Source organism: Gordonia sp. GN26 (genome assembly GCF_054823965.1).
The window spans coordinates 1-18,911 of the sequence record NZ_JSYC01000022.1; the positions used below are offsets into that span (position 1 = coordinate 1).

Below are 18,911 nucleotides of genomic sequence, written 5' to 3' on the forward strand. Positions count from 1 at the left end.
TCGATCCTCCTCGCGGCGGCGTACCCGCGCGGCTGACGCAGCGAGCCTCTAGGGGGCTGGTGAACCGGCCGTCGTCAGGGTCGAAAGGTCCGCCCCCCTGAGAAGCGCCCAGATCCCGACTGCCGAACCTCAACTCGACCGGCAGACGTCGATCGAAGTCTGCCGGTCGGGTTGACGTCAACCGGTGGGCGACGGTGCCTCACCAGGCCTCAGAGGCTCGTCGACTTCGATACGCTCCTTCGTCGCTACTCAGCCCAGCGGCTTGCGCTCCTCGCACATCAGGGAGCAGAGGCGACGCCCTCACCATGACGCCCCGCGCCACCGGCGAAACGGGTGGCTCCCGCGACGGTGTCGGAGGCCAACGACTTCATCCCGTGGCGCAGTTCGTTGCTCATCGCGGCGACGAGGTCCTGGCCGTGTTGCTCGAGAACAGACATCCGGTCCTGGCGTAGGCACGTTTGCGGGAACTGGGCGATCTGAGTCGCGAGTTCGACGGCAGCCTCGAGCGCGGTCCCCGATGGCACAACGCGATTCGCGAGTCCGATCTGCAACGCCTCGTCGGCTGCGACCGCACGACCGGTGAGGATCAGGTCCATCGCGCGACTCTCCCCGATCAACCGCGGAAGCCGCACGGTTCCACCGTCGATCAGCGGTACACCCCAGCGCCGGCAGAAGACGCCGAACACGGCATCCTCCTCGACGACGCGCATGTCCGCCCAGAGGGCGAGTTCGAGTCCGCCGGCGACGGCGTGACCGGAGATCGCCGCGATCACCGGCTTGGACAGTTGCATCCGGCTCGGGCCCATCGGGCCGTCACCGTCGGCCTCCACCCGATTCGGGGTGCCGTCGGCGATGGCCTTGAGATCGGCTCCGGCGCAGAACGTCCCACCCTCGCCGTAGAGCACCGCCACCGACGCCGACTCGTCGGCCTCGAACCGACGGAACGCATCGGCCAGGGCGTCGGCGGTCGCGCGGTCGACGGCGTTGCGACGGTCGGGACGATCGATCCCGATGATCCGCACCGGTCCCTGCGACCGTTCGATCACTCCCGACACGCCCATCGCCCCCGATCAGTCGTCGAACACCTACGTGTTGAAGTACTTGGCTTCCGGATGGTGCAGCACGAACGCATCGGTGGACTGCTCCGGATGGAGCTGCAGCTCCTCCGACAGCTGGACACCGATCCGCTCCGGCTCGAGCAACTCGATCATCTTCGCGCGGTCCTCCAGATCCGGGCAGGCGCCGTAACCGAAGGAGAAACGCGCACCACGGTATTCGAGGTCGAAGAATCCCTGGGCATGCTCGGGATCCTCGCTGTCCATCGACCGGTCGCCGAACTTCAGCTCGCTGCGCACACGCTGATGCCAGTACTCGGCGAGTGCCTCGGTCAGCTGCACACCGATGCCGTGCACCTCGAGGTAGTCGCGGTAGGCGTCCTCGGCGAACAGCTTGTTCGCGAAGTCGGCGATCGGCTGTCCCATCGTGACGAGCTGGAACGGCATGACGTCGACCCGGCCGGCGGCCTTCGCTGCCTCACGCGACTGGATGAAGTCGGCGATGCACAGGAACCTCGAGCGCTGCTGGCGCGGGAACGAGAAGCTGAACCGCACCGGCGCATCGGGATCCGGCTCGGTGAGCACGTGGACGGTGTCACCCTCGCTGACCGCCGGATAGTAGCCGTAGACCACCGCGGCGTGCTGCAGGATGTTCTCGGTCGCGAGCCGATCGATCCAGTAGCGCAGCCGCGGCCGGCCCTCGGACTCCACGAGCTCCTCGTACGACGGGCCGTCGCCGCCACGGGCGCCACGCAGGCCCCACTGGCCGAGGAACAGCGCACGCTCGTCGAGCAGCTGCAGGTAATCGGCGATCGGCACACCCTTGACGATGCGCGAACCCCAGAACGGTGGGGTCGGGATCTCGTTGTCGGCGGCCACATCCGAACGCGCCGGCACCTCGACGGGCTCCTCGGCGGCCTTGCGCTTCGCGGCGATGCGCTTGGACCGCTCGTGGCGTGCCTTGCGCTCGGCCGTCTTGGCCGCCTCGGCCTTGGCCTCGTCGCTGTCCGGGTCGGGTCCGCCGCCGCGCTTGCGGGCCATGATGTCGTCCATCAGTCGCAGTCCCTCGAAAGCGTCACGCGCATAGTGCACGTGGCCCTCGTAGACCTCCGACAGGTCGTTCTCGACGTACGAACGCGTCAGCGCCGCACCGCCGAGCAGGACCGGGTACTCCTCGGCGAGACCACGCGTGTTGATCTCCTCGAGGTTCTCCTTCATGACGACGGTCGACTTCACGAGCAGACCGGACATGCCGATGACGTCGGCCTTCTTGTCGGCGGCGACGTCGAGGATGGTCGTGATCGGCTGCTTGATGCCGATGTTGACGACCTCGTATCCGTTGTTGGACAGGATGATGTCGACGAGGTTCTTGCCGATGTCGTGCACGTCGCCCTTGACGGTCGCCAGCACGATACGGCCCTTACCGTCCTCGCCGGTCGCCTCCATGTGCGGTTCGAGGTGCGCCACAGCGGCCTTCATGACCTCGGCGGACTGCAGCACGAACGGCAGCTGCATCTGGCCCGAACCGAAGAGCTCGCCGACGGTCTTCATGCCCGACAGCAGGGTGTCGTTGATGATCGACAGCGGCGGGACCTGCGTCATCGCCTCGTCGAGATCGTCGGTCAGACCGTTGCGCTCACCGTCGACGATGCGTCGTTCCAACCGTTCGAACAGTGGCAGCTTGGCCAGTTCCTGGGCGCGCGACTCGCGAGCCGAGGCGGCCGAGACACCCTCGAACAGCTGCATCAACTTCTGCAGCGGGTCGTAACCCTCACTCCGGCGGTCGTAGACCAGGTCCAGCGCGACCTGCCGATGCTCCTCCGGGATGCGCGCCATCGGCAGGATCTTCGACGCGTGCACGATCGCGGTGTCGAGACCGGCCTGTACGCACTCGTGCAGGAACACCGAGTTCAGCACCTGCCGGGCGGCCGGGTTCAGGCCGAACGAGATGTTCGAGATGCCGAGCGTGAAGTGCACATCGGGATGCGACTCGTGCAGCCGGCGGATGGCCTCGATCGTCTCGATGCCGTCGCGGCGGACCTCCTCCTGACCCGTCGAGATCGGGAAGGTCAGGGTGTCGAGGATGATGTCCTCTTCGGCGAGACCCCAGTTGCCGGTGATGTCGTCGATCAGACGCTCGGCGACCCGGACCTTCCAGTCCGCAGTACGCGCCTGCCCCTCCTCGTCGATGGTCAGGGCGACAACGGCCGCACCGTGTTCGACGACGAGACGCATGATCTTGTTGAACCGCGAGTCCGGCCCGTCGCCGTCCTCGTAGTTCACCGAGTTGACCGCGCACCGACCGCCGAGCGCCTCGAGACCCGCGCGGATGACCTCCGGCTCGGTCGAGTCGAGCATGATCGGCAGCGTCGACGACGTCGCGAAGCGGCTCGCGAGCGCAGTCATGTCTGCGGCGCCGTCACGACCGACGTAGTCGACGTTCAGGTCGAGCATGTGCGCACCGTCGCGGGTCTGGTCCTTGGCGATGTCGAGGCACCTCTGGTAGTCCTCGGCGATCATCGCCTCACGGAATGCCTTGGAGCCGTTGGTGTTCGTGCGCTCACCGATGACCAGGAAGCTCGCATCCTGATCGAAGGGCACCGCGGTGTAGAGCGACGACGTCTCCGGCTCGTGCTGGGGCGCGCGCGTCGCGGGGGTGACCTGCGCGACGGCCTCGGCGACCTGGCGGATGTGCTCCGGCGTGGTACCGCAGCAACCGCCGACGAAGGAGAGCCCGAACTCGCCGACGAACTGGGCCATCGACTCGGCCAGTTCCTCCGGCGTCAGCGGGTACTCGGCACCCTTCGCGCCGAGAACGGGCAGACCGGCGTTCGGCATGACCGACACCGGGATGCGCGCATGCTTCGACAGGTAGCGCAGGTGCTCGCTCATCTCCGCCGGGCCGGTGGCGCAGTTCAGGCCGATGAGGTCGACACCCAACGGCTCGATCGCCGCCAGCGCGGCACCGATCTCCGAACCGAGCAGCATCGTGCCGGTCGTCTCGACCGTGACGTGGCTGATGATCGGGATGCGCCGGCCCACCTGGTCCATGGCGCGCTGCGCCGCAATCACCGCGGCCTTCACCTGCAGAAGGTCCTGCGACGTCTCGACGAGCACCGCGTCGGCGCCGCCCTCGAGCATGCCGATGACGCATTCCTGGTAGGCGTCGCGGATCGCGGCGAACGTCGTGTGCCCGAGGCTGGGCAGCTTGGTGCCGGGACCCATCGAGCCGAGGACGTACCGGTCGGTGCCGTCGGCGGACGGACCCATCTCATCGGCCACACCGCGTGCGATCGCCGTGCCCTTGAAGGCCAGCTCACGGATGCGGTCGGCGATGTCGTAGTCGCCGAGGTTCGACAGGTTGCAGCCGAAGGTGTTGGTCTCCACGGCGTCGGCGCCGGCCTCGAAGTAGGCACGATGGATGCCCTCGAGGACGTCGGGGCGGGTGTCGTTGAGGATCTCGTTGCAGCCCTCGAGCTGGTTGAAGTCGTCGAGGGTCAGGTCCGCGGCCTGGAGCATCGTGCCCATCGCCCCGTCGCCGATCAGGACGCGTCGCGACATCGACGACATGAAGGTCGTGTCGAAGTCGCTCGGTCGATGGCCGGAGTTTTCGAAGGACATGGTTGACAGCGTAGTTCGCCCTCTCTAGGTGTTCGGTCGTAGGCTGGTTCGGTGAACGCTGAGCAGATGTCGAACCTTCCCCAGCTGCGCAGACCCATTCTGCTCGCGGCCTTCGAGGGATGGAACGACGCCGGGGACGCCGCCAGCAGCGCCGTCGAGCACCTCGCCCTCGAATGGGACGCTCGTCCGCTCGCCGACATCGACTCTGACGAATACTACGACTTCCAGGTCAACCGGCCCACTGTCAAGCAGGTCGACGGCGTCACCCGGCGTATCGAGTGGCCCACGACGTCGATTTCGTACTGCAGTCCGCGCGGCGCCGACCGCGACATCGTGCTGGTCCGCGGCATCGAACCGAACATGCGGTGGCGTGCGTTCTGCGCCGAGATCGTCGAACTGGCCCAGGAGCTCGAGGTCGAGACCACCGTCATGCTCGGCGCACTGCTCGCCGACACCCCGCACACCCGGCCGGTGCCGGTCACCGGGACGGCCTACAGCAGCGAGTCGGCGGCCCGGTACAACCTCGCGGAGAGCCGCTACGAGGGCCCCACGGGCATCACCGGCGTGCTGCAGGACCTCTTCGTGCAGGCGGGCCTGCCCGCGGTGTCCTTCTGGGCCGCGGTGCCGCACTACGTGTCGACCCCGCCCAACCCGAAGGCCACCGTCGCACTGCTGACGCGCGTCGAGGAGGTGCTCGACATCGAGGTCCCGCTCGGCACCCTGCCCGAACAGGCCGAGGAGTGGGAACGAGCGGTCACCGAGATGACCGAGGATGACGAGGAGATCGCCGACTACGTCCGCGGGCTCGAGGAGCGCGGCGACGCCGAGTTGGATCCCGACGAGGTGATGGCGAAGATCGACGGCGATGCCCTCGCCGCCGAGTTCGAGCGTTATCTCAAGCGTCGCGGCCAGGGGCCGTTCGGCGGGTGAGCAGCCACCGGTCGACGTTGGCGCAACGCGCCGGCGCCGGGATCGCGGCGAGTATTGCCGCGGTGGGGGCCGGTACGGCGGCGTACGTCGCGCGCAATCTCACCTACGACACCCGCGAGGCTGCCCGGCTCGCGTCAAGCGGGATGCGCCCGCGGGCGGTCACGACCCCCGACGGTGCCGTCATCACCTACGGCGAGGGACCCCGACACGGCCCTCCCCTGCTGCTGATCCCCGGCCAGCAGGTCTCGTGGACGGATTACGCAGCCGTACTGGGCGCACTCACCCGTGACTGGCACGTCTTCGCCGTCGACGCCTTCGGACACGGGGGTTCGGCCAAGACGCCGTCGCTGTATCCGGCCCTGCCGCAGACCGAGGCCCTCGCCTGGTTCGTCGAGGACGTCGTCGGCGCCCCCGTCGTCGTGGCGGGACATTCCTCCGGCGGCCTCCTGGCCGTGCGGCTGGCCGCCGACTTCGGAGACCGGGTGCGGGCCGTGCTCATCGAGGACGCACCGTTCTTCGGCACGGAACCCGACCGCGCACACGCGACCTACGCCTGGCTCGACACGTTCCGGAACATCCACCGCTATCTCGAGGCCGGCGCATCGGCGGATGCGGCCAACTGGACCCGGTTCTGGGTCCAGCACAGTCACCTGCGGACGATGTTCGGCGACCGCGCGTGGGAGGCGCTGGTCCAGGGTCCGCTCGAGCGCCGGCTCGACCGGGATCCGCACGTGATCCCGAAGCTGTGGTGGCTGCCGCCGACCCTCAACCGCGCGATCGCCCTCACGGCGTGCCTGCAGGACGGCACCGGCGACTACGACCTGCGCTACGGGGAGATGTTCTACGACGGCTCGTGGCTAGCCGGATATGACCAGGCCGAGACCCTCAGCCGGGTGCTCGTACCCACGACGCTGTTGCACACGACGACCCATGAGCAGGACGGCGTCCTGTTGGGCGCGATGACCTCCGACGACGCGGTCCGGGCGCACACGCTCATGCCGGACTGCCTGCTGATCGACCGCATCCCGTCGGGACACGACATCCACCGGCAGCGGCCGCCCCTGTATGTCGACGCCCTGAACGCGCTACGGGATCGGATTCGCGGCTAGCTCAGCCGATCTTCTCGATCGACACGACCGGCGTGGTGATCCGCCACGTGCGGACGTCGGGATCGTCGGCGGCCCGTACCCAGAACTGCGCGGACTCGCCGAGCCGGCAGGACTTGACCCCGAGCAGCGGGATGTCCTCGGAATCACGGCGCAGCCGACTGACGGTCCAGTCCTCGCTGTCCGTGCCGCCGACACCGGGGGCGCGCAGCAGCGTCATCTCCCCGAAGTCGAGCAGGTAGGTGGATGTCCGGGTGACCACGGTGAACACCCCGGAGTCGGTGTCTGGTCTGATCTCTTGCACGCGCGCCACGAGAGCACTGTACCCAGAGCGGTCACTCACCGTTCGTCCCGCACAACCCGGAGGGATCAGTTCTGCCGGGTCGCCGGGATACCGAGCAGCGCGTCCACCGCGGCCGCGAGTGCCGCGGGTGCCTCCGCCGACGAGCCGATCCCGCTGCGGACGTCGGCGCACCAGGCGTCCACTGCGGCAAGTGCTTTCGGGGTGTCGAGATCGTCGGCGAGATGCTGCCGGACGCGCGCGATCACATCTGTCGCGTCGGGACCGGTGGATGCGGCGAAGGCGGTGCGCCAGCGGTCGAGGCGTTCGACGGCGGTGTCGAGCACCGACTGGGTCCACATGCGGTCCCCGCGGTAGTGGTCGGCGAGCAGGGCGAGACGGATCGCGGCCGGGTCGACGCCCTCGCGACGCAGCACCGACACGAACACCAGGTTGCCGCGGCTCTTCGACATCTTCTCGCCGTCGAGGCCGACCATGCCGGTGTGCACGTAGTGTCGGGCGAAGCGCCGCGAATCCGTGAGCGCCTCGCCGTGGGCGGCCGAGAACTCGTGGTGCGGGAAGATCAGGTCGTTGCCGCCGCCCTGGATGTCGAACTCGATGCCGAGCCGGTTCAGTGCGATGGCCGAACACTCGATGTGCCAGCCCGGACGTCCGGGACCGAAGGGCGAGTCCCACGACGGCTCGCCGTCTCGCTTCGCGCGCCACAGCAGGGCGTCGAGGGGGTCACGCTTGCCCGCACGGTCGGGGTCGCCGCCGCGTTCGGCGAAGAACCGGGCCATGGTCTCGCGGTCGTAGCCGGACTCGTAGCCGAACTGCTCGGTGGCGTCGGTCCGGAAGTAGACATCCGGGTACTCGGCGTCGTCGACGGTGTAAGCGGCGCCCGAGGCGAGCAGCTTCTCGACGACCTCGATGACCTCACCGATCGACTCGACGGCACCGATGTAGTCGCGCGGCGGCAGCACGCGCAGGGCCGTCATGTCGTCGCGGAAGAGCTGCGTCTCGCGCGCACCGAGGTCGCGCCAGTCGACCCCGTCGCGGTCGGCGCGCTCGAACAGCGGGTCGTCGACGTCGGTCACGTTCTGCACGTAGTGGACGTCGTGTCCCTGGTCCCGCAGGACGCGGTTGACCTGATCGAAGGTCAGATACGTGGCGGCGTGGCCGAGATGTGTCGCGTCGTACGGGGTGATCCCGCAGACGTACATGGTGGCGGTCTGTCCGGGGGTCACCGGACGGACCGCACGGTCGGCGGTGTCATAGAGGCGAAGGGCAGGTCCCTCGCCGGGTACCTCCGGAAGTTCCACATCGGGCCACGACTGCATGGCGTCCACTGTATTGCCCACGGACCGCGAGGTGTTCACGGCCCGGTCGGAGCGGCGTCGTCCGGCGACGCGGATCACAGTGGGGCGTCAGAAGGGGGGCCACGGGATGGGCCGGTGGCCCGGCGGGAGCGGCATGGTCTCGCTCTCGGCGACCACGATCGCCCGGACCGTGAGTGCGTCGACCTCGTCGGCGGTGATGTGACGCAGCAGTTCGTCCCGCAGCGCACACCCGTCGGTCTCCAACTTCTCGGCCAGTTCGGCGACGTCGGCGACCAGGTGGCCGGGCACCTGCTCCCCCGCCCAACCCCACAGGACGGTGCGGAGTTTGTCTTCGGAGTGCAGGCAGATGCCGTGGTCGATGCCGTAGACCCCGCCGTCGAGGCCCTCGAGCACGTGGCCGCCCTTCCGGTCGGCGTTGTTCAGGACGACGTCGAGCACGGAGAGTCGCTGGAGTCGTGGGTCGTCGGCGTGGACGAGCACGACGGGTTCGCCGTACGGGTCGTAGGCCTGCAGGACGGCGAAGAAGCCGGTCGGCACCCGGTCGACCGGGCACAGGTCGACGAGGTCGACGCGGGGCTGGTTCTCGACGGGCGGGTGTTCGGTGTTGTCGGGCGTCTCGATCCAGCGCTGGACCATCCCCGGGCCGACCGGGCCGTCGCGGTGGATCGTCGTCGGGATGGCACCCCAGCCGAGTGCCTCCGAGATCAGGTACGACGCGACCTCGCGGCCGGCCAGCGTGCCGTCCGGGAAGTCCCACAGGGGGACCTCGCCGCGGACCGGCTTGTACACGCAGCGGACCGTCTGTTCGTCGAGCACTGCGTCGCACACGAGGGTGGCGTTGCTCGCCGACGGAATCCGACCGAGGATCGTCAGCTCACCGTCGCGGAGGATCTCGAGCGTCGACACCTCAGTCGGCACCGGGTCCGAGGGCTCGGGTTGCGGGCTCGCGGCCTCCGATGTCAACGACCGTGCCCCTGTCTCACGCCTGGGAGGGTCCGGACGCGCCCGGATCCTCGTCATCGGGTCCCTCCGGGTCGTCGTCGTCCTCGTCGACGAGGAAGCTCGGATCGGTCTGCGCCGCAAGGCTGTTGAAGACCTCAGGGTCGATGAAGTCGATCGACTTGCTCAACTCCGCATCGCGCTTGTAGCCGTTGGTGCGCACGCACAGGTGACCTTCGGGGTCGAGCGGTTCGCTGCACAGCGGGCACGGCTGGCGGCCGGCGGAGATGACCTTCGACGAGCGGGCGGCGAATTCCCGTGCGGCCGCGGTGGTCAGGAACACCCGCACCGCATCGGGTCCCTCGTCGGTGTCGTCGAGCACGACGCTCTCGTCGAACTCACCCTCGGTGATGGCGAGGAGTTCGACGACGACGGCCTCGGACTCGGCGTCCCAGCCCAATCCCATGGTGCCGACCCGGAACTCGGCGTCGACGGGCATGACGAGCGGGCTCAGGTCGCCGACCCGATCGGTGGCCGGCGGGATCGGGGTCCCGAAGCGGCGATGGATCTCGTCGAGGAGCGCACCGATCCGGTCCGCGAGGATCTGGACCTGCTGCTTCTCGAGCATCACGCTGATGATGCGGGTCTCGTGGACGGCCTGGAGGTAGAACGTGCGGTCACCGGGTTGCCCGATCGTGCCGGCGACGAACCGGTCCGGGCTGCGGAACACGTGGATCGCTCGGGACATCACACCTCCTTGATTGTTGTGTTCATTATCCCGATGTCGCCGGGACCGTCGCAGTCGCACCGGTGTCCCCGCCCACGACCGCGTCGTCGGAGGCCTGTTGGTCGTCTCCGGCGGGCGGGCGCGGGGTCGGTATCGAGAGTTTCTGAGTGTTGTTGACGGTGTGCACGTACGGGCGCGACGAGGCGTAGCGGATGACGCTGATCGACGCCGGCTCGACGACGATGCGCTGGAAGGCGTCGAGGTGGCTGCCCATGGCGTCGGCGACGATCGACTTGATGACGTCGCCGTGCGAACACGCGACCCACACCCCGGAACCGTCCGGCCCGCCGTAGATGCGGTCGAGGTCGCGGATGGCGCGCACCGCCCGGGCCTGGACGTCGGCGAGCCCCTCGCCGTCGGGGAAGACCGCCGCCGAGGGCTGCTGCTGCACGACCTTCCACAGCGGCTCCTTGAGCAGCTCGGAGATCGATCGTCCGGTCCAGCCGCCGTAGTCGACCTCGGCGAGATCGTCGACGACGACCTCCGGCGGGCGGTCGCCGTTGGTGCCGAGTGCGGCGAGCAACGGTGCGACGGTCTCCGCGCAGCGGTCGAGCGGCGAACGCACCACCGCCTTGATCTCGGCGAGGTGGTCGCCCAGACGGCTCACGAGGTCGTCGGCCTGTTCGCGGCCCCGGTCGTCGAGGTGGACTCCGGGGCTACGACCGGCGAGCACACCCGAGGTGTTCGCCGTCGAACGGCCGTGCCGGAGAAGGATCACGGTCATGCCACAACCATAAGCATGAGCGCGGGCGACCCGCACACGACGAGGACCGTCGGGAGCGTCAGGTCGCGGAGATGGCGCCGGTCGACAGCAGGATGATCAGCAGGACGCCGAGGATCACGCGGTAGGCGCCGAACCAGTTCATCGAGTGGTTGCTGACGAACTTCAGCAGCCAGGCGATGGCCGCATATCCGACGATGAAGGCGACGATCGTCGCGACGAGCAGCTGGGGCCCGGTGGCCTCCATGCCCTCGCCGCTGGGATTGAACGCATCCGGCAGGCTGAACAGGCCGGAGGCCGTCACCGCCGGGATGGCCAGCAGGAACGAGAACCGGAAGGCGGCCTCGCGTTCGAGACCGAGGAACAGGCCCGCACTGGCGGTCGCACCCGATCGGGAGACGCCGGGGACCAGCGCCAGGCACTGTGCGCCGCCCATCACCAGGCCATCGCGCAGCGTCAGCTTCTCCAGCGGACGCTGCTTCTTTCCGTAGCGCTCGGCCAGCCAGAACACACCCGCGAAGACGATCAGCATGATCGCCACCAGCCACAGATTCCGGCCGGTCGTGCGAATCTGGTCCTTGAGGACGAAGCCGATGATGCCGATCGGGATGGTCGCGAAGATCACATACCATCCGATCCGGTAGTCGAGGCTCCGCTCCTCTGCGTGGAACAGGCCACGGAACCACGCCGCGATGATGCGGACGATGTCCTTGGCGAAGAACAGCAGCACGGCCGCCTCGGTACCGAGCTGGGTGACCGCGGTGAACGACGCGCCGGCGTCCTCCCCGAACATGAGTTCCGAGGCGATACGGAGATGCCCGGACGACGAGATCGGCAGGAACTCGGTGAGACCCTGCAGCGCCCCGAGGACGATCGACTGGGTCCAGCTCATGGTGTCGGTCACGGCGCCCGATGCTACGCGGAGCCCCGACCGCCGACCCGGCTCGGTGACACGCGTCGACCCGCCTGAGCGTCGCACGCGAGCGGTCACGCAAGATGGGTCCATGCACTCGTCTCGACGACCGCGCCCCCGTCACCAGCCCCCGAGAGGTCTCGCACGGTTGCGGCGGCCGGTTGCCGCGGCGGCGACTCTCGCCGTGGGTGTGGCGATGATCACGGCGTGCGGGTCCGACGACTCGGGCACCCCTGACGTCGCGACCGTCGCCCCGGCGACCGCGGTCGAGGCACCCGCGACCTCCGAGCCCGCCGGTCTCACCGTCCCCACACCCACCGGCTCGCGGGCACTCGCCTCCTCCGGCCGCACGGTCGCCGTCGTCTCGCCGGACGGCAACCAACTGCTCCGCTTCGACGCCGCCACGATGACCGCGCCGCCTACCCCCGTCCCGGTGCCGGGCCTGACCGCGCTCGCCCCGGACACCGACGGCGGCTACCTCGGCGTCGGACCGGGATCGCTGGTCGTCGTCGACGCCGAGGGCCGCACCCGTACCGCCGAACTCGACACCGACGAACCGACCGCGGTCGTGCGTGCCGCGTCCGGCCGGATCGTCGTGGGAACCGCCGACGGTCGGGTCCTGATCTACGAAGCCCGGTCCGAGAACGGGGAGTTCGAGAAGAAGCACGACCTGCGCGAGTTCGTCCGCGTGGACTCCCTCACCGCGGCCCCGACCTCCGCCGAGGACCTCGACGGCCAGGTCGTCGTCCTCGACCGCGCGCAGTCGTCGGTGACCCCGATCGACCCGGAGTCCGGCGAGCCCGGTCCCGCGCTGCGGGCCGGCAACGGCGCCACGAACTCGACGGTCGACCGTTTCGGGCGCATCCTGGTCGCGAACACCCGCGACGGCGAGATCCTCGGATTCTTCGGGTCGCCGCTGGTCATGCGATTCCGCTACCCGGTGGCCGACGGCCCGTACGCCGTAGACTACGACGACACCCGCAACCTGCTCTGGGTGTCGACAACCGGGAACAACGAGGTGGTTGCGTATGACCTGGCCGACGGTGAACCCACCGAGGAGCAGCGGTTCGCGTCTGTCGTCCAGCCCGACACCATCACCGTCGACGACGCGGGCACCGTCTACGTCCTGTCTGCGCGCGACGGCAAGCTCCAGGTGGTCCCGCCGCCCGGCACTCCTCTGGGTGTCACGGCGGTCGAGCCGGGTCGGTGATCGATGAGCACTGACCGACGACCCCACACGCGGCATTCGCGGACCTTCGCCCGCGTCGGCGCCAAGTACCCCGCCGGCTGGGAGGTCACCTCGGAGGACGTCGAGTACATCCTGCTGAAGCTGCCGCCGGACGTCACCCGGGTGACCGCGTCGATGCGCCTCGCACTCGAGGCCGAGTTCGGCGGCTGGGAGCTGTCGCGGGTCCGCCTCTACTCCGACGGCACACGCAAGGTCCTGCTGAAGCGCAAGCGTCCGCCCCGCGGGGCCCGCGCACTCGACGAGAACCGTTCCACCGACCACGATCCCCGGAGCGCCCAGGCATGCTGACCGCACGAACCGCCACGAAGGTGCTGATCGCACTCAACCGGCGGTGCTATCCCCTGCTGCTCAAATTGATGTTCCTGCTGCCGCCGGAACGCATCCATCACATCGTCTTCGTGCTGCTGCGTGCGGTGAGCCGGTTCTCGGTGATCTCGTTCCCGGTGGCGAAACTGCTGGCCCACCACGATCCGGTCCTGCGCAGCCGGGTGTTCGGTGTGGATTTCCCGGCGCCCATCGGCCTGGCGGCCGGTTTCGATAAGACCGCCGGAGCCGTGAACGCGTGGGGGCAGATCGGTTTCGGCTTCGCCGAGATCGGCACCATCACCGGCCAGGGGCAACCCGGCAACCCGCAGCCGCGCCTGTTCCGCCTGCCCGCCGACCGTGCCCTGATCAACCGGATGGGCTTCAACAACCCGGGCGCGCACGTCGCCGCCGAACATCTCACAGAGGTTCGTCACGGGCCGGTGTCCGCACCGGTCGGAGCCAACATCGGCAAGACCAAGGTGGTCCCGCTCGACGAGGCCATCGACGACTACCGGCTCTCGGCAGGCCTTCTCGGGCCGCTCGCCGACTTCGTCGTGGTCAACGTGAGCTCACCCAACACCCCCGGCCTGCGTGACCTGCAAGCCGTCGACTCGCTGCGGCCGATCCTCGCCGCGGTGCAGGCCGAGGTCCACGTCCCGGTCCTGGTGAAGATCGCACCCGATCTCGTCGACGACGACATTGACGCGGTCGCCGACCTCGCCGTCGAGCTCGGTCTGGCCGGCATCGTCGCCACCAACACCACCATCGGCCGGGAAGGCCTGCGCACACCGGACGCCGAGGTGCGCGAGATCGGCGCGGGCGGACTGTCCGGTGCCCCGCTCGCCGACCGGTCGCTGGCCGTCCTCAAACGGCTCTACAACCGCGTGGGCGGGAAGATCGCCATCGTCAGCGTCGGCGGCATCGAGACCGTCGATCAGGCCTGGGAGCGCATCTGTGCCGGCGCCGATCTGCTGCAGGTCTACACCGGCTTCATCTACGGCGGACCGCTGTGGCTGTACGAGCTGCACTCCGGTCTCGCCGAACGGGTGCGTGCCGGCGGGTTCGCGTCGATCTCCGACGCGGTCGGCTGCGCCGCCACCCGGCAGCCCTAGCGAATCGCCCTGACGACAAAGGCGTCCCGACCTCCAGGGGTCGGGACGCCTTTGTCGGCGTGGGCTGCGTCAGACGTTCTCGCCGGGCTGCTCGTAGGTGCCCACCAGGGTCGCGCGGGCGATCGCGTGGGAGAACAGGTTGAAGCCGAGGTAGGCCGGGGTGGCCGCCTCGGGCAGGTTCAGCGACTCGGTGTCGACGGCGTGCACGACGACGAAGTAGCGGTGCGGTCCGTGGCCGGGAGGCGGCGCGGCGCCGATGTAGCGCCGCAGCGAGGCGTCGTTGGTGAGGGTCATGGCGCCGTCGGGCAGACCGGTGCCGTCCTCGTCACCGGCGCCCTCGGGCAGGCTCGTGACCGACACCGGGATGTCGGCGACGGCCCAGTGCCAGAAGCCGGACGCGGTGGGTGCATCGGGGTCGTACACGGTGACCGCGAAAGACTTGGTCTCCGCGGGGAATCCGGACCAGCTCAGCTGGGGTGACAGGTCTTCTCCACCCGCACCCATGATCCCGCTCACCTGACCGTTGGCCAGCGGCGAACCGTCCGTGAGGCTTTCCGAGGTCAGCGTGAAACCGGGCAGGCTCGGTAGCGGGGAGTACGGGTCGAAGGACGACATGTGTTCACCTTTCTGACGTTTCGCGCATCGGGACGATCTGGTTGTCACTCTATGTGAGCGTTCAGCTGTGGAGCAGGAAGTGTTCGAACACCTTGGTGCCGAACAGAACCGCGTCGACCGGGACGCGCTCGTCGACGCCGTGGAAGAGCGCCGCGAAGTCCAGGTCGGGCGGCAACTGCAGCGGTGCGAAGCCGAAGCAGCGGATGCCCAGTTTGGCGAACGCCTTGGCGTCGGTGCCCGCGGAGAGCATGTACGGCACGGTCTTTCCGTGCTCGTCGTGCGCGAGGATGGCGTCGTTCATGGCGTCGACGAGGTGGCCGTCGAAGCTCGTCTCGTAGGAGTCGAGGTGGGTGATCCACTCGCGGGTCACGTTGGGCCCGATGAGTTCGTCGATCTCCTTCTCGAACGCCTTCTGCCGTCCGGGCAGCACCCGGCAGTCGATGACGGCCTCGGCCTTCTGCGGGATGACGTTGGCCTTGTATCCGGCCTTGAGCATGGTCGGGTTGGCGGTGTCGCGCAGTGTCGCACCGATGATCCGGGCGAGGTTGCCCAGCTTGAACAGCGAGGTCTCCAAGTCCGGCGCCTCGGGATTGAAGTCCAGACCGGTCTCGGCGCTGACCTCGGCGAGGAACTGGCTGACCGAGTCGGTCATCACGAGCGGGAAGGTGTGCCGGCCGATGCGGGCCACCGCCTCGGCGACCTCGGTGACGGCGTTGTCCGAGTGCAGGAACGACCCGTGACCGGCCTGCGCGTCGGCGGTGAGCCGCATCCAGCCCAGGCCCTTCTCCGCCGTCTCGACGAGGTACAGGCGCTTCTGGGTGCCGTCGGGCCGGTCGACGGTCAGGGAGAACCCGCCGACCTCGCCGACCGCCTCGGTGATCCCCTCGAAGAGGTCCGGCCGGTGCTCGACGAGCCAGTGGGCACCCCAGGCGCCGCCGGCCTCCTCGTCGGCGAGGAAGGCGAAGACGATCTCGCGAGGCGGAACGGTGCCGTCGCGCTTGAACTGGCGCGCCAGCGCGAGCGCCATCCCGGCCATGTCCTTCATGTCGACCGCGCCGCGTCCCCAGATGTAGCCGTCCTTGACGGCACCGGAGAAGGGGTGGACGCTCCAGTCCGCCGGTTCGGCGGGCACCACGTCGAGATGGGCGTGGATCAGAAGGGCGCCGCGGTCGGAATCGGGCGGTCCGGCGAGCCGTGCGAAGACGTTCCCGCGGCCCGGACGACCCGATTCGACGTACTGTGTGGTGTATCCCACTTCTTCGAGTTGCTGCGCCACCCATTTGGCGCACTCTTCCTCGCCTTTCGTGGTTTCCGGCTCCCCCGTGTTGGAGGTGTCGAACCGGATCAACTGGCTGACGAGATCGACTACTTCAGTGGTCGCAGACTGTGAAGACACCCCTCACTCCTACGGGATTTGGGATACACGGGCAACCTCGGTTAGTGTTATCCCGCTGCCGCGAGATGGCGAGGAGAAATCCCCGCCGGAGCAACGCAGCAGAGTAAGTCCGAGTGGCGGAATGGCAGACGCGCTAGCTTGAGGTGCTAGTGTCCTATTAACGGACGTGGGGGTTCAAGTCCCCCCTCGGACACCGCAGAACGACGAGAAAACCCCCGGCTCCAGCCGGGGGTTTTCTCGTTGTCGGACCTCGATACCCCGGGCTCAGGTACCGGCGGTCTCCAGCAGTGATCCCCAGCGCGAGTACGGCAGAGCGATGTTGTTCTCCACGAAGGCCTGAAGGATCGCGCGTCGCAGCCGGCGCTGCACGGCCCACTGCCCGTTCGGCTTCGTCTTGACCGTCAGGCGCAGGACCACCTGCTCCGAGGACACCTCCTGGACCCCGAGCATCTCGATCGCTCCGAGGATGTCGGTGTCGTCCTCTTCGACGGCCCGACGTGCCGCCTCGGCCGCGACCTTCTGCGCCTTGTCGATGTCGGCGCCCGGTGCGACCGGGGTGTCGACGCGGGCGACCGCGAACTCCTGGCTCATGTTGCCGACGCGGGCGATCTCACCGTTGCGGACGTACCAGAGGGTGCCGTCGATGTCGCGGAGCGTGGTGACCCGCAAGCCCACGGTCTCGACCTCACCGATGGCCTCGCCGAGGTCGACGATGTCGCCGACCCCGTATTGGTCCTCGAGCAGCATGAAGACGCCGGTGACGAAGTCGCGCACCAGGTTCTGTGCACCGAAGCCGATCGCCAGACCGACGATGCCTGCGGAGGCGATGAACGGCGCGATGTTCACACCGAGAACGCTCAGCACCGACAGCACCACCCACACGAGCAGCACGATCGACACTGTCGACTTCAGCACCGAACCGATCGTCGCCGCCCGCTGGGCGCGCCTGGCGGCGATCTGGGCGCTGCGCTCGGTGGTCACCGTCTTGGGCCGCAGACCGCGCATGAGGGTCGCTCCGCGCGACTTCTCGCCGTCTCGGGACCGCGGACGGGTCGCCCGGTCGATGGTGCGGTGAATGGCGAAACGCACGATGAGCGCGACCAGGATGTAGGCCACGATCCGGATCGGATTCTCGATGATCCATTCGCGATTCGTCTCGGTCCATTCGAAGGCCAGGTTCTGAATGGTCATGACCCCGACCGTACGGACGATGAGAACGTTGTCCAGTCGTGATCGCCCCGAGATCGGGGCGGTCTACGCCGAAAACCGTTGTCAGCCTGCGCGGAACGTGACGACGTTCTGATCGAGGATCATCCGGTCCTGCTGTGTGGAGACGGTCACACCGGGCGCCATCTCGAGCGGGACGCCGGTGCTCTCCGAGGCGTCGAACGCCTCCGTGTCGTCGACCCGGCCGGTGATCATGAACAGGTCGGTGACACTCGGCACGCCTTGGGACATCAGGAACGAGGGCCCGTTCATGACGTGGACATGGAGATGGGGCGCGACCGAGTTGCCGGTGTTGCCGACCTTGCCGATGACCTCGCCGCGTCGTACCCGGTCCCCCGGCTCGAACCGCACCGAACCGGGTTGCATGTGGGCGTAGTTCACGAAGAACCCGTCGCCGATGTCGAGGACGAGGTTGTTGCCGTCGGCGTCGGCGATCGGCAGATTCGCGGGGAACTCCCCCGGCACCTGCTCGGGCAGGTCGTTGCGACTGGCGACGACGGTGCCGTCGGCGACGGCGAGCACGTCGTCGCCGTAGATCCGGTAGCTCGCCGGGTTCTTGGCGTCGCCGACGAAGATCTTCCCGTCCGGTCCGGCCTGTTCCCAGTCGACCGCGTACCGCTGGGCGACGACGGGGGTGCCGTCCAGCGGCAGGATCGCGCGTGTGTGACGAACCGCGTCGCAGCAGGCGTCGGCGGCGATGTAGTCCTCACCGATCAGGGGCGGACCGAGGACCGGGACGACGGCGTCGTTCACCTCGACCTCGGCGATCCGCTCGGTGGTCTCCCGCATCTGCGGCGGGGCCCCGTCGGCACGGACCGAGATCTCGTGAACGAGCTTCTTCGGGGCCTCCCCCTCGAACTGCAGATGCAGGAACAGCACCCCGTTCTGTCCCGGTGCTAGGACCTCGGAATAGCCCTCGGGCACATCGGGTCTCGGCGGGGCGGAGACCGCACCGGTGGGCTTGAGCCGTCCCGCGACCCCGGCCTGGTCGAGGCCGTTCAGCTCGGGCGTGCCCGCAGCCCCGGCGTCGAGGGTCTTGACCCCGGTGATCGTGACCGGGGTACGCATGAAGTTGGTCAGCGACACCTCGTAGACGAGGTGCTCGGACCCGTCCGAACCGGCGAACGGCGTCGGCGCGAACAACACCGACCCCACCACCGGGGTCAGGACCGGGTCGGGCGGCACCGGTACGGACGTACCACCTCCGTCGTCCTCGCCGCCACACGCCGACAGCAGGAGCGCCGCGCACACACCGAGGACTGCCCGTGGACGTCGTGGTCTGTGCATCGCTTCCTCCGCGCCCGCGCCGAAGGC

Annotated in this window: 17 protein-coding genes and 1 tRNA gene; 6 read left to right on the forward strand and 12 right to left on the reverse strand. The window is 68.6% G+C overall.

Annotation, left to right across the window (positions count from 1 at the left end; genetic code table 11):
- Positions 1–278: 278 nt before the first annotated feature.
- Positions 279–1,061, reverse strand: a complete 783-nt coding sequence (locus OK17_RS07660; protein ID WP_461417108.1) for a crotonase/enoyl-CoA hydratase family protein — start codon at positions 1,059–1,061, stop codon at positions 279–281.
- Positions 1,062–1,085: 24 nt separating this feature from the next.
- Positions 1,086–4,676, reverse strand: coding sequence for a methionine synthase (metH, locus tag OK17_RS07665; RefSeq protein ID WP_461417109.1), 3,591 nt, complete (start codon positions 4,674–4,676; stop codon positions 1,086–1,088).
- Between the two features lie 51 nt (positions 4,677–4,727).
- Between metH and OK17_RS07670 the strand changes: the two genes are divergently transcribed.
- Both OK17_RS07670 and OK17_RS07675 read left to right on the forward strand, forming a co-directional pair.
- Positions 4,728–5,606 (forward strand): PAC2 family protein, encoded by an 879-nt coding sequence (locus tag OK17_RS07670; protein ID WP_232715144.1) that lies wholly within the window; start codon positions 4,728–4,730, stop codon positions 5,604–5,606.
- Positions 5,603–6,715, forward strand: coding sequence for an alpha/beta fold hydrolase (locus OK17_RS07675; RefSeq protein WP_461417110.1), 1,113 nt, complete (start codon positions 5,603–5,605; stop codon positions 6,713–6,715). The genes OK17_RS07670 and OK17_RS07675 overlap by 4 nt, the downstream gene beginning before the upstream one ends.
- Before the next feature lies 1 nt (position 6,716).
- On the opposite strand, the gene OK17_RS07680 is transcribed toward OK17_RS07675, so the two are convergent.
- From OK17_RS07680 to OK17_RS07705, 6 genes are all read right to left on the reverse strand, one after another.
- Positions 6,717–7,025, reverse strand: coding sequence for a hypothetical protein (locus OK17_RS07680; RefSeq protein ID WP_006360419.1), 309 nt, complete (start codon positions 7,023–7,025; stop codon positions 6,717–6,719).
- Between the two features lie 56 nt (positions 7,026–7,081).
- A complete protein-coding gene (gene mshC / locus OK17_RS07685) occupies positions 7,082–8,332 on the reverse strand; it encodes a cysteine--1-D-myo-inosityl 2-amino-2-deoxy-alpha-D-glucopyranoside ligase (protein WP_232715142.1) in 1,251 nt (416 codons plus the stop codon).
- 87 nt (positions 8,333–8,419) lie between these two features.
- A complete protein-coding gene (locus OK17_RS07690; RefSeq protein WP_232715141.1) occupies positions 8,420–9,295 on the reverse strand; it encodes an SCO1664 family protein in 876 nt (291 codons plus the stop codon).
- A 16-nt stretch (positions 9,296–9,311) separates the two neighbouring features.
- Positions 9,312–10,019 carry a DUF3090 domain-containing protein gene (locus tag OK17_RS07695; protein WP_232715140.1) on the reverse strand — a complete coding sequence of 236 codons (708 nt, stop codon included), beginning with the start codon at positions 10,017–10,019 and terminating at the stop codon, positions 9,312–9,314.
- A gap of 25 nt (positions 10,020–10,044) precedes the next feature.
- Positions 10,045–10,782 (reverse strand): MSMEG_4193 family putative phosphomutase, encoded by a 738-nt coding sequence (locus OK17_RS07700; protein WP_461417111.1) that lies wholly within the window; start codon positions 10,780–10,782, stop codon positions 10,045–10,047.
- A gap of 58 nt (positions 10,783–10,840) precedes the next feature.
- Positions 10,841–11,683, reverse strand: coding sequence for an undecaprenyl-diphosphate phosphatase (locus tag OK17_RS07705; RefSeq protein WP_006868261.1), 843 nt, complete (start codon positions 11,681–11,683; stop codon positions 10,841–10,843).
- A 157-nt stretch (positions 11,684–11,840) separates the two neighbouring features.
- Here OK17_RS07705 and OK17_RS07710 point away from each other — a divergent pair, with 157 nt between their 5' ends.
- Genes OK17_RS07710 through OK17_RS07720 form a run of 3 tightly spaced genes read left to right on the forward strand, consistent with a single transcriptional unit; the run spans position 11,841 to position 14,359 of the window.
- Positions 11,841–12,902 carry a hypothetical protein gene (locus tag OK17_RS07710; protein WP_232715137.1) on the forward strand — a complete coding sequence of 354 codons (1,062 nt, stop codon included), beginning with the start codon at positions 11,841–11,843 and terminating at the stop codon, positions 12,900–12,902.
- 3 nt (positions 12,903–12,905) lie between these two features.
- Complete coding sequence (locus OK17_RS07715; protein WP_232715136.1) at positions 12,906–13,229, forward strand: DUF5703 family protein; 324 nt, start codon at positions 12,906–12,908, stop codon at positions 13,227–13,229.
- Complete coding sequence (locus OK17_RS07720; protein WP_232715135.1) at positions 13,223–14,359, forward strand: quinone-dependent dihydroorotate dehydrogenase; 1,137 nt, start codon at positions 13,223–13,225, stop codon at positions 14,357–14,359. The genes OK17_RS07715 and OK17_RS07720 overlap by 7 nt, the downstream gene beginning before the upstream one ends.
- Before the next feature lie 69 nt (positions 14,360–14,428).
- Here OK17_RS07720 and OK17_RS07725 read toward each other — a convergent pair whose 3' ends face one another.
- Together OK17_RS07725 and OK17_RS07730 are read right to left on the reverse strand one after the other, a co-directional pair.
- Positions 14,429–14,974 (reverse strand): YbhB/YbcL family Raf kinase inhibitor-like protein, encoded by a 546-nt coding sequence (locus tag OK17_RS07725; protein WP_232715134.1) that lies wholly within the window; start codon positions 14,972–14,974, stop codon positions 14,429–14,431.
- 61 nt (positions 14,975–15,035) lie between these two features.
- Complete coding sequence (locus OK17_RS07730; protein ID WP_232715133.1) at positions 15,036–16,370, reverse strand: M20/M25/M40 family metallo-hydrolase; 1,335 nt, start codon at positions 16,368–16,370, stop codon at positions 15,036–15,038.
- Positions 16,371–16,477: 107 nt separating this feature from the next.
- Between OK17_RS07730 and OK17_RS07735 the strand changes: the two genes are divergently transcribed.
- Positions 16,478–16,563: transfer RNA gene (locus OK17_RS07735), tRNA-Leu, on the forward strand.
- A 71-nt stretch (positions 16,564–16,634) separates the two neighbouring features.
- On the opposite strand, the gene OK17_RS07740 is transcribed toward OK17_RS07735, so the two are convergent.
- Together OK17_RS07740 and OK17_RS07745 are read right to left on the reverse strand one after the other, a co-directional pair.
- The gene (locus OK17_RS07740) at positions 16,635–17,561 is read right to left on the reverse strand and encodes a mechanosensitive ion channel family protein (protein ID WP_232715132.1); all 927 of its coding nucleotides are present in this window, start codon (positions 17,559–17,561) and stop codon (positions 16,635–16,637) included.
- An 81-nt stretch (positions 17,562–17,642) separates the two neighbouring features.
- Positions 17,643–18,884 (reverse strand): M23 family metallopeptidase, encoded by a 1,242-nt coding sequence (locus tag OK17_RS07745; RefSeq protein WP_461417112.1) that lies wholly within the window; start codon positions 18,882–18,884, stop codon positions 17,643–17,645.
- Positions 18,885–18,911: the final 27 nt, after the last annotated feature.

Bases quoted from the DNA above. Each gene is read 5' to 3' on its own strand.
- OK17_RS07695 (WP_232715140.1), bottom strand. From the start codon at position 10,019: ATGTCCCGAGCGATCCACGTGTTCCGCAGCCCGGACCGGTTCGTCGCC.
- metH (WP_461417109.1), bottom strand. From the start codon at position 4,676: ATGTCCTTCGAAAACTCCGGCCATCGACCGAGCGACTTCGACACGACC.
- OK17_RS07660 (WP_461417108.1), bottom strand. From the start codon at position 1,061: ATGGGCGTGTCGGGAGTGATCGAACGGTCGCAGGGACCGGTGCGGATC.
- OK17_RS07725 (WP_232715134.1), bottom strand. From the start codon at position 14,974: ATGTCGTCCTTCGACCCGTACTCCCCGCTACCGAGCCTGCCCGGTTTC.
- mshC (WP_232715142.1), bottom strand. From the start codon at position 8,332: ATGCAGTCGTGGCCCGATGTGGAACTTCCGGAGGTACCCGGCGAGGGA.
- OK17_RS07740 (WP_232715132.1), bottom strand. From the start codon at position 17,561: ATGACCATTCAGAACCTGGCCTTCGAATGGACCGAGACGAATCGCGAA.
- OK17_RS07720 (WP_232715135.1), top strand. From the start codon at position 13,223: ATGCTGACCGCACGAACCGCCACGAAGGTGCTGATCGCACTCAACCGG.
- OK17_RS07715 (WP_232715136.1), top strand. From the start codon at position 12,906: ATGAGCACTGACCGACGACCCCACACGCGGCATTCGCGGACCTTCGCC.
- OK17_RS07700 (WP_461417111.1), bottom strand. From the start codon at position 10,782: ATGACCGTGATCCTTCTCCGGCACGGCCGTTCGACGGCGAACACCTCG.
- OK17_RS07745 (WP_461417112.1), bottom strand. From the start codon at position 18,884: ATGCACAGACCACGACGTCCACGGGCAGTCCTCGGTGTGTGCGCGGCG.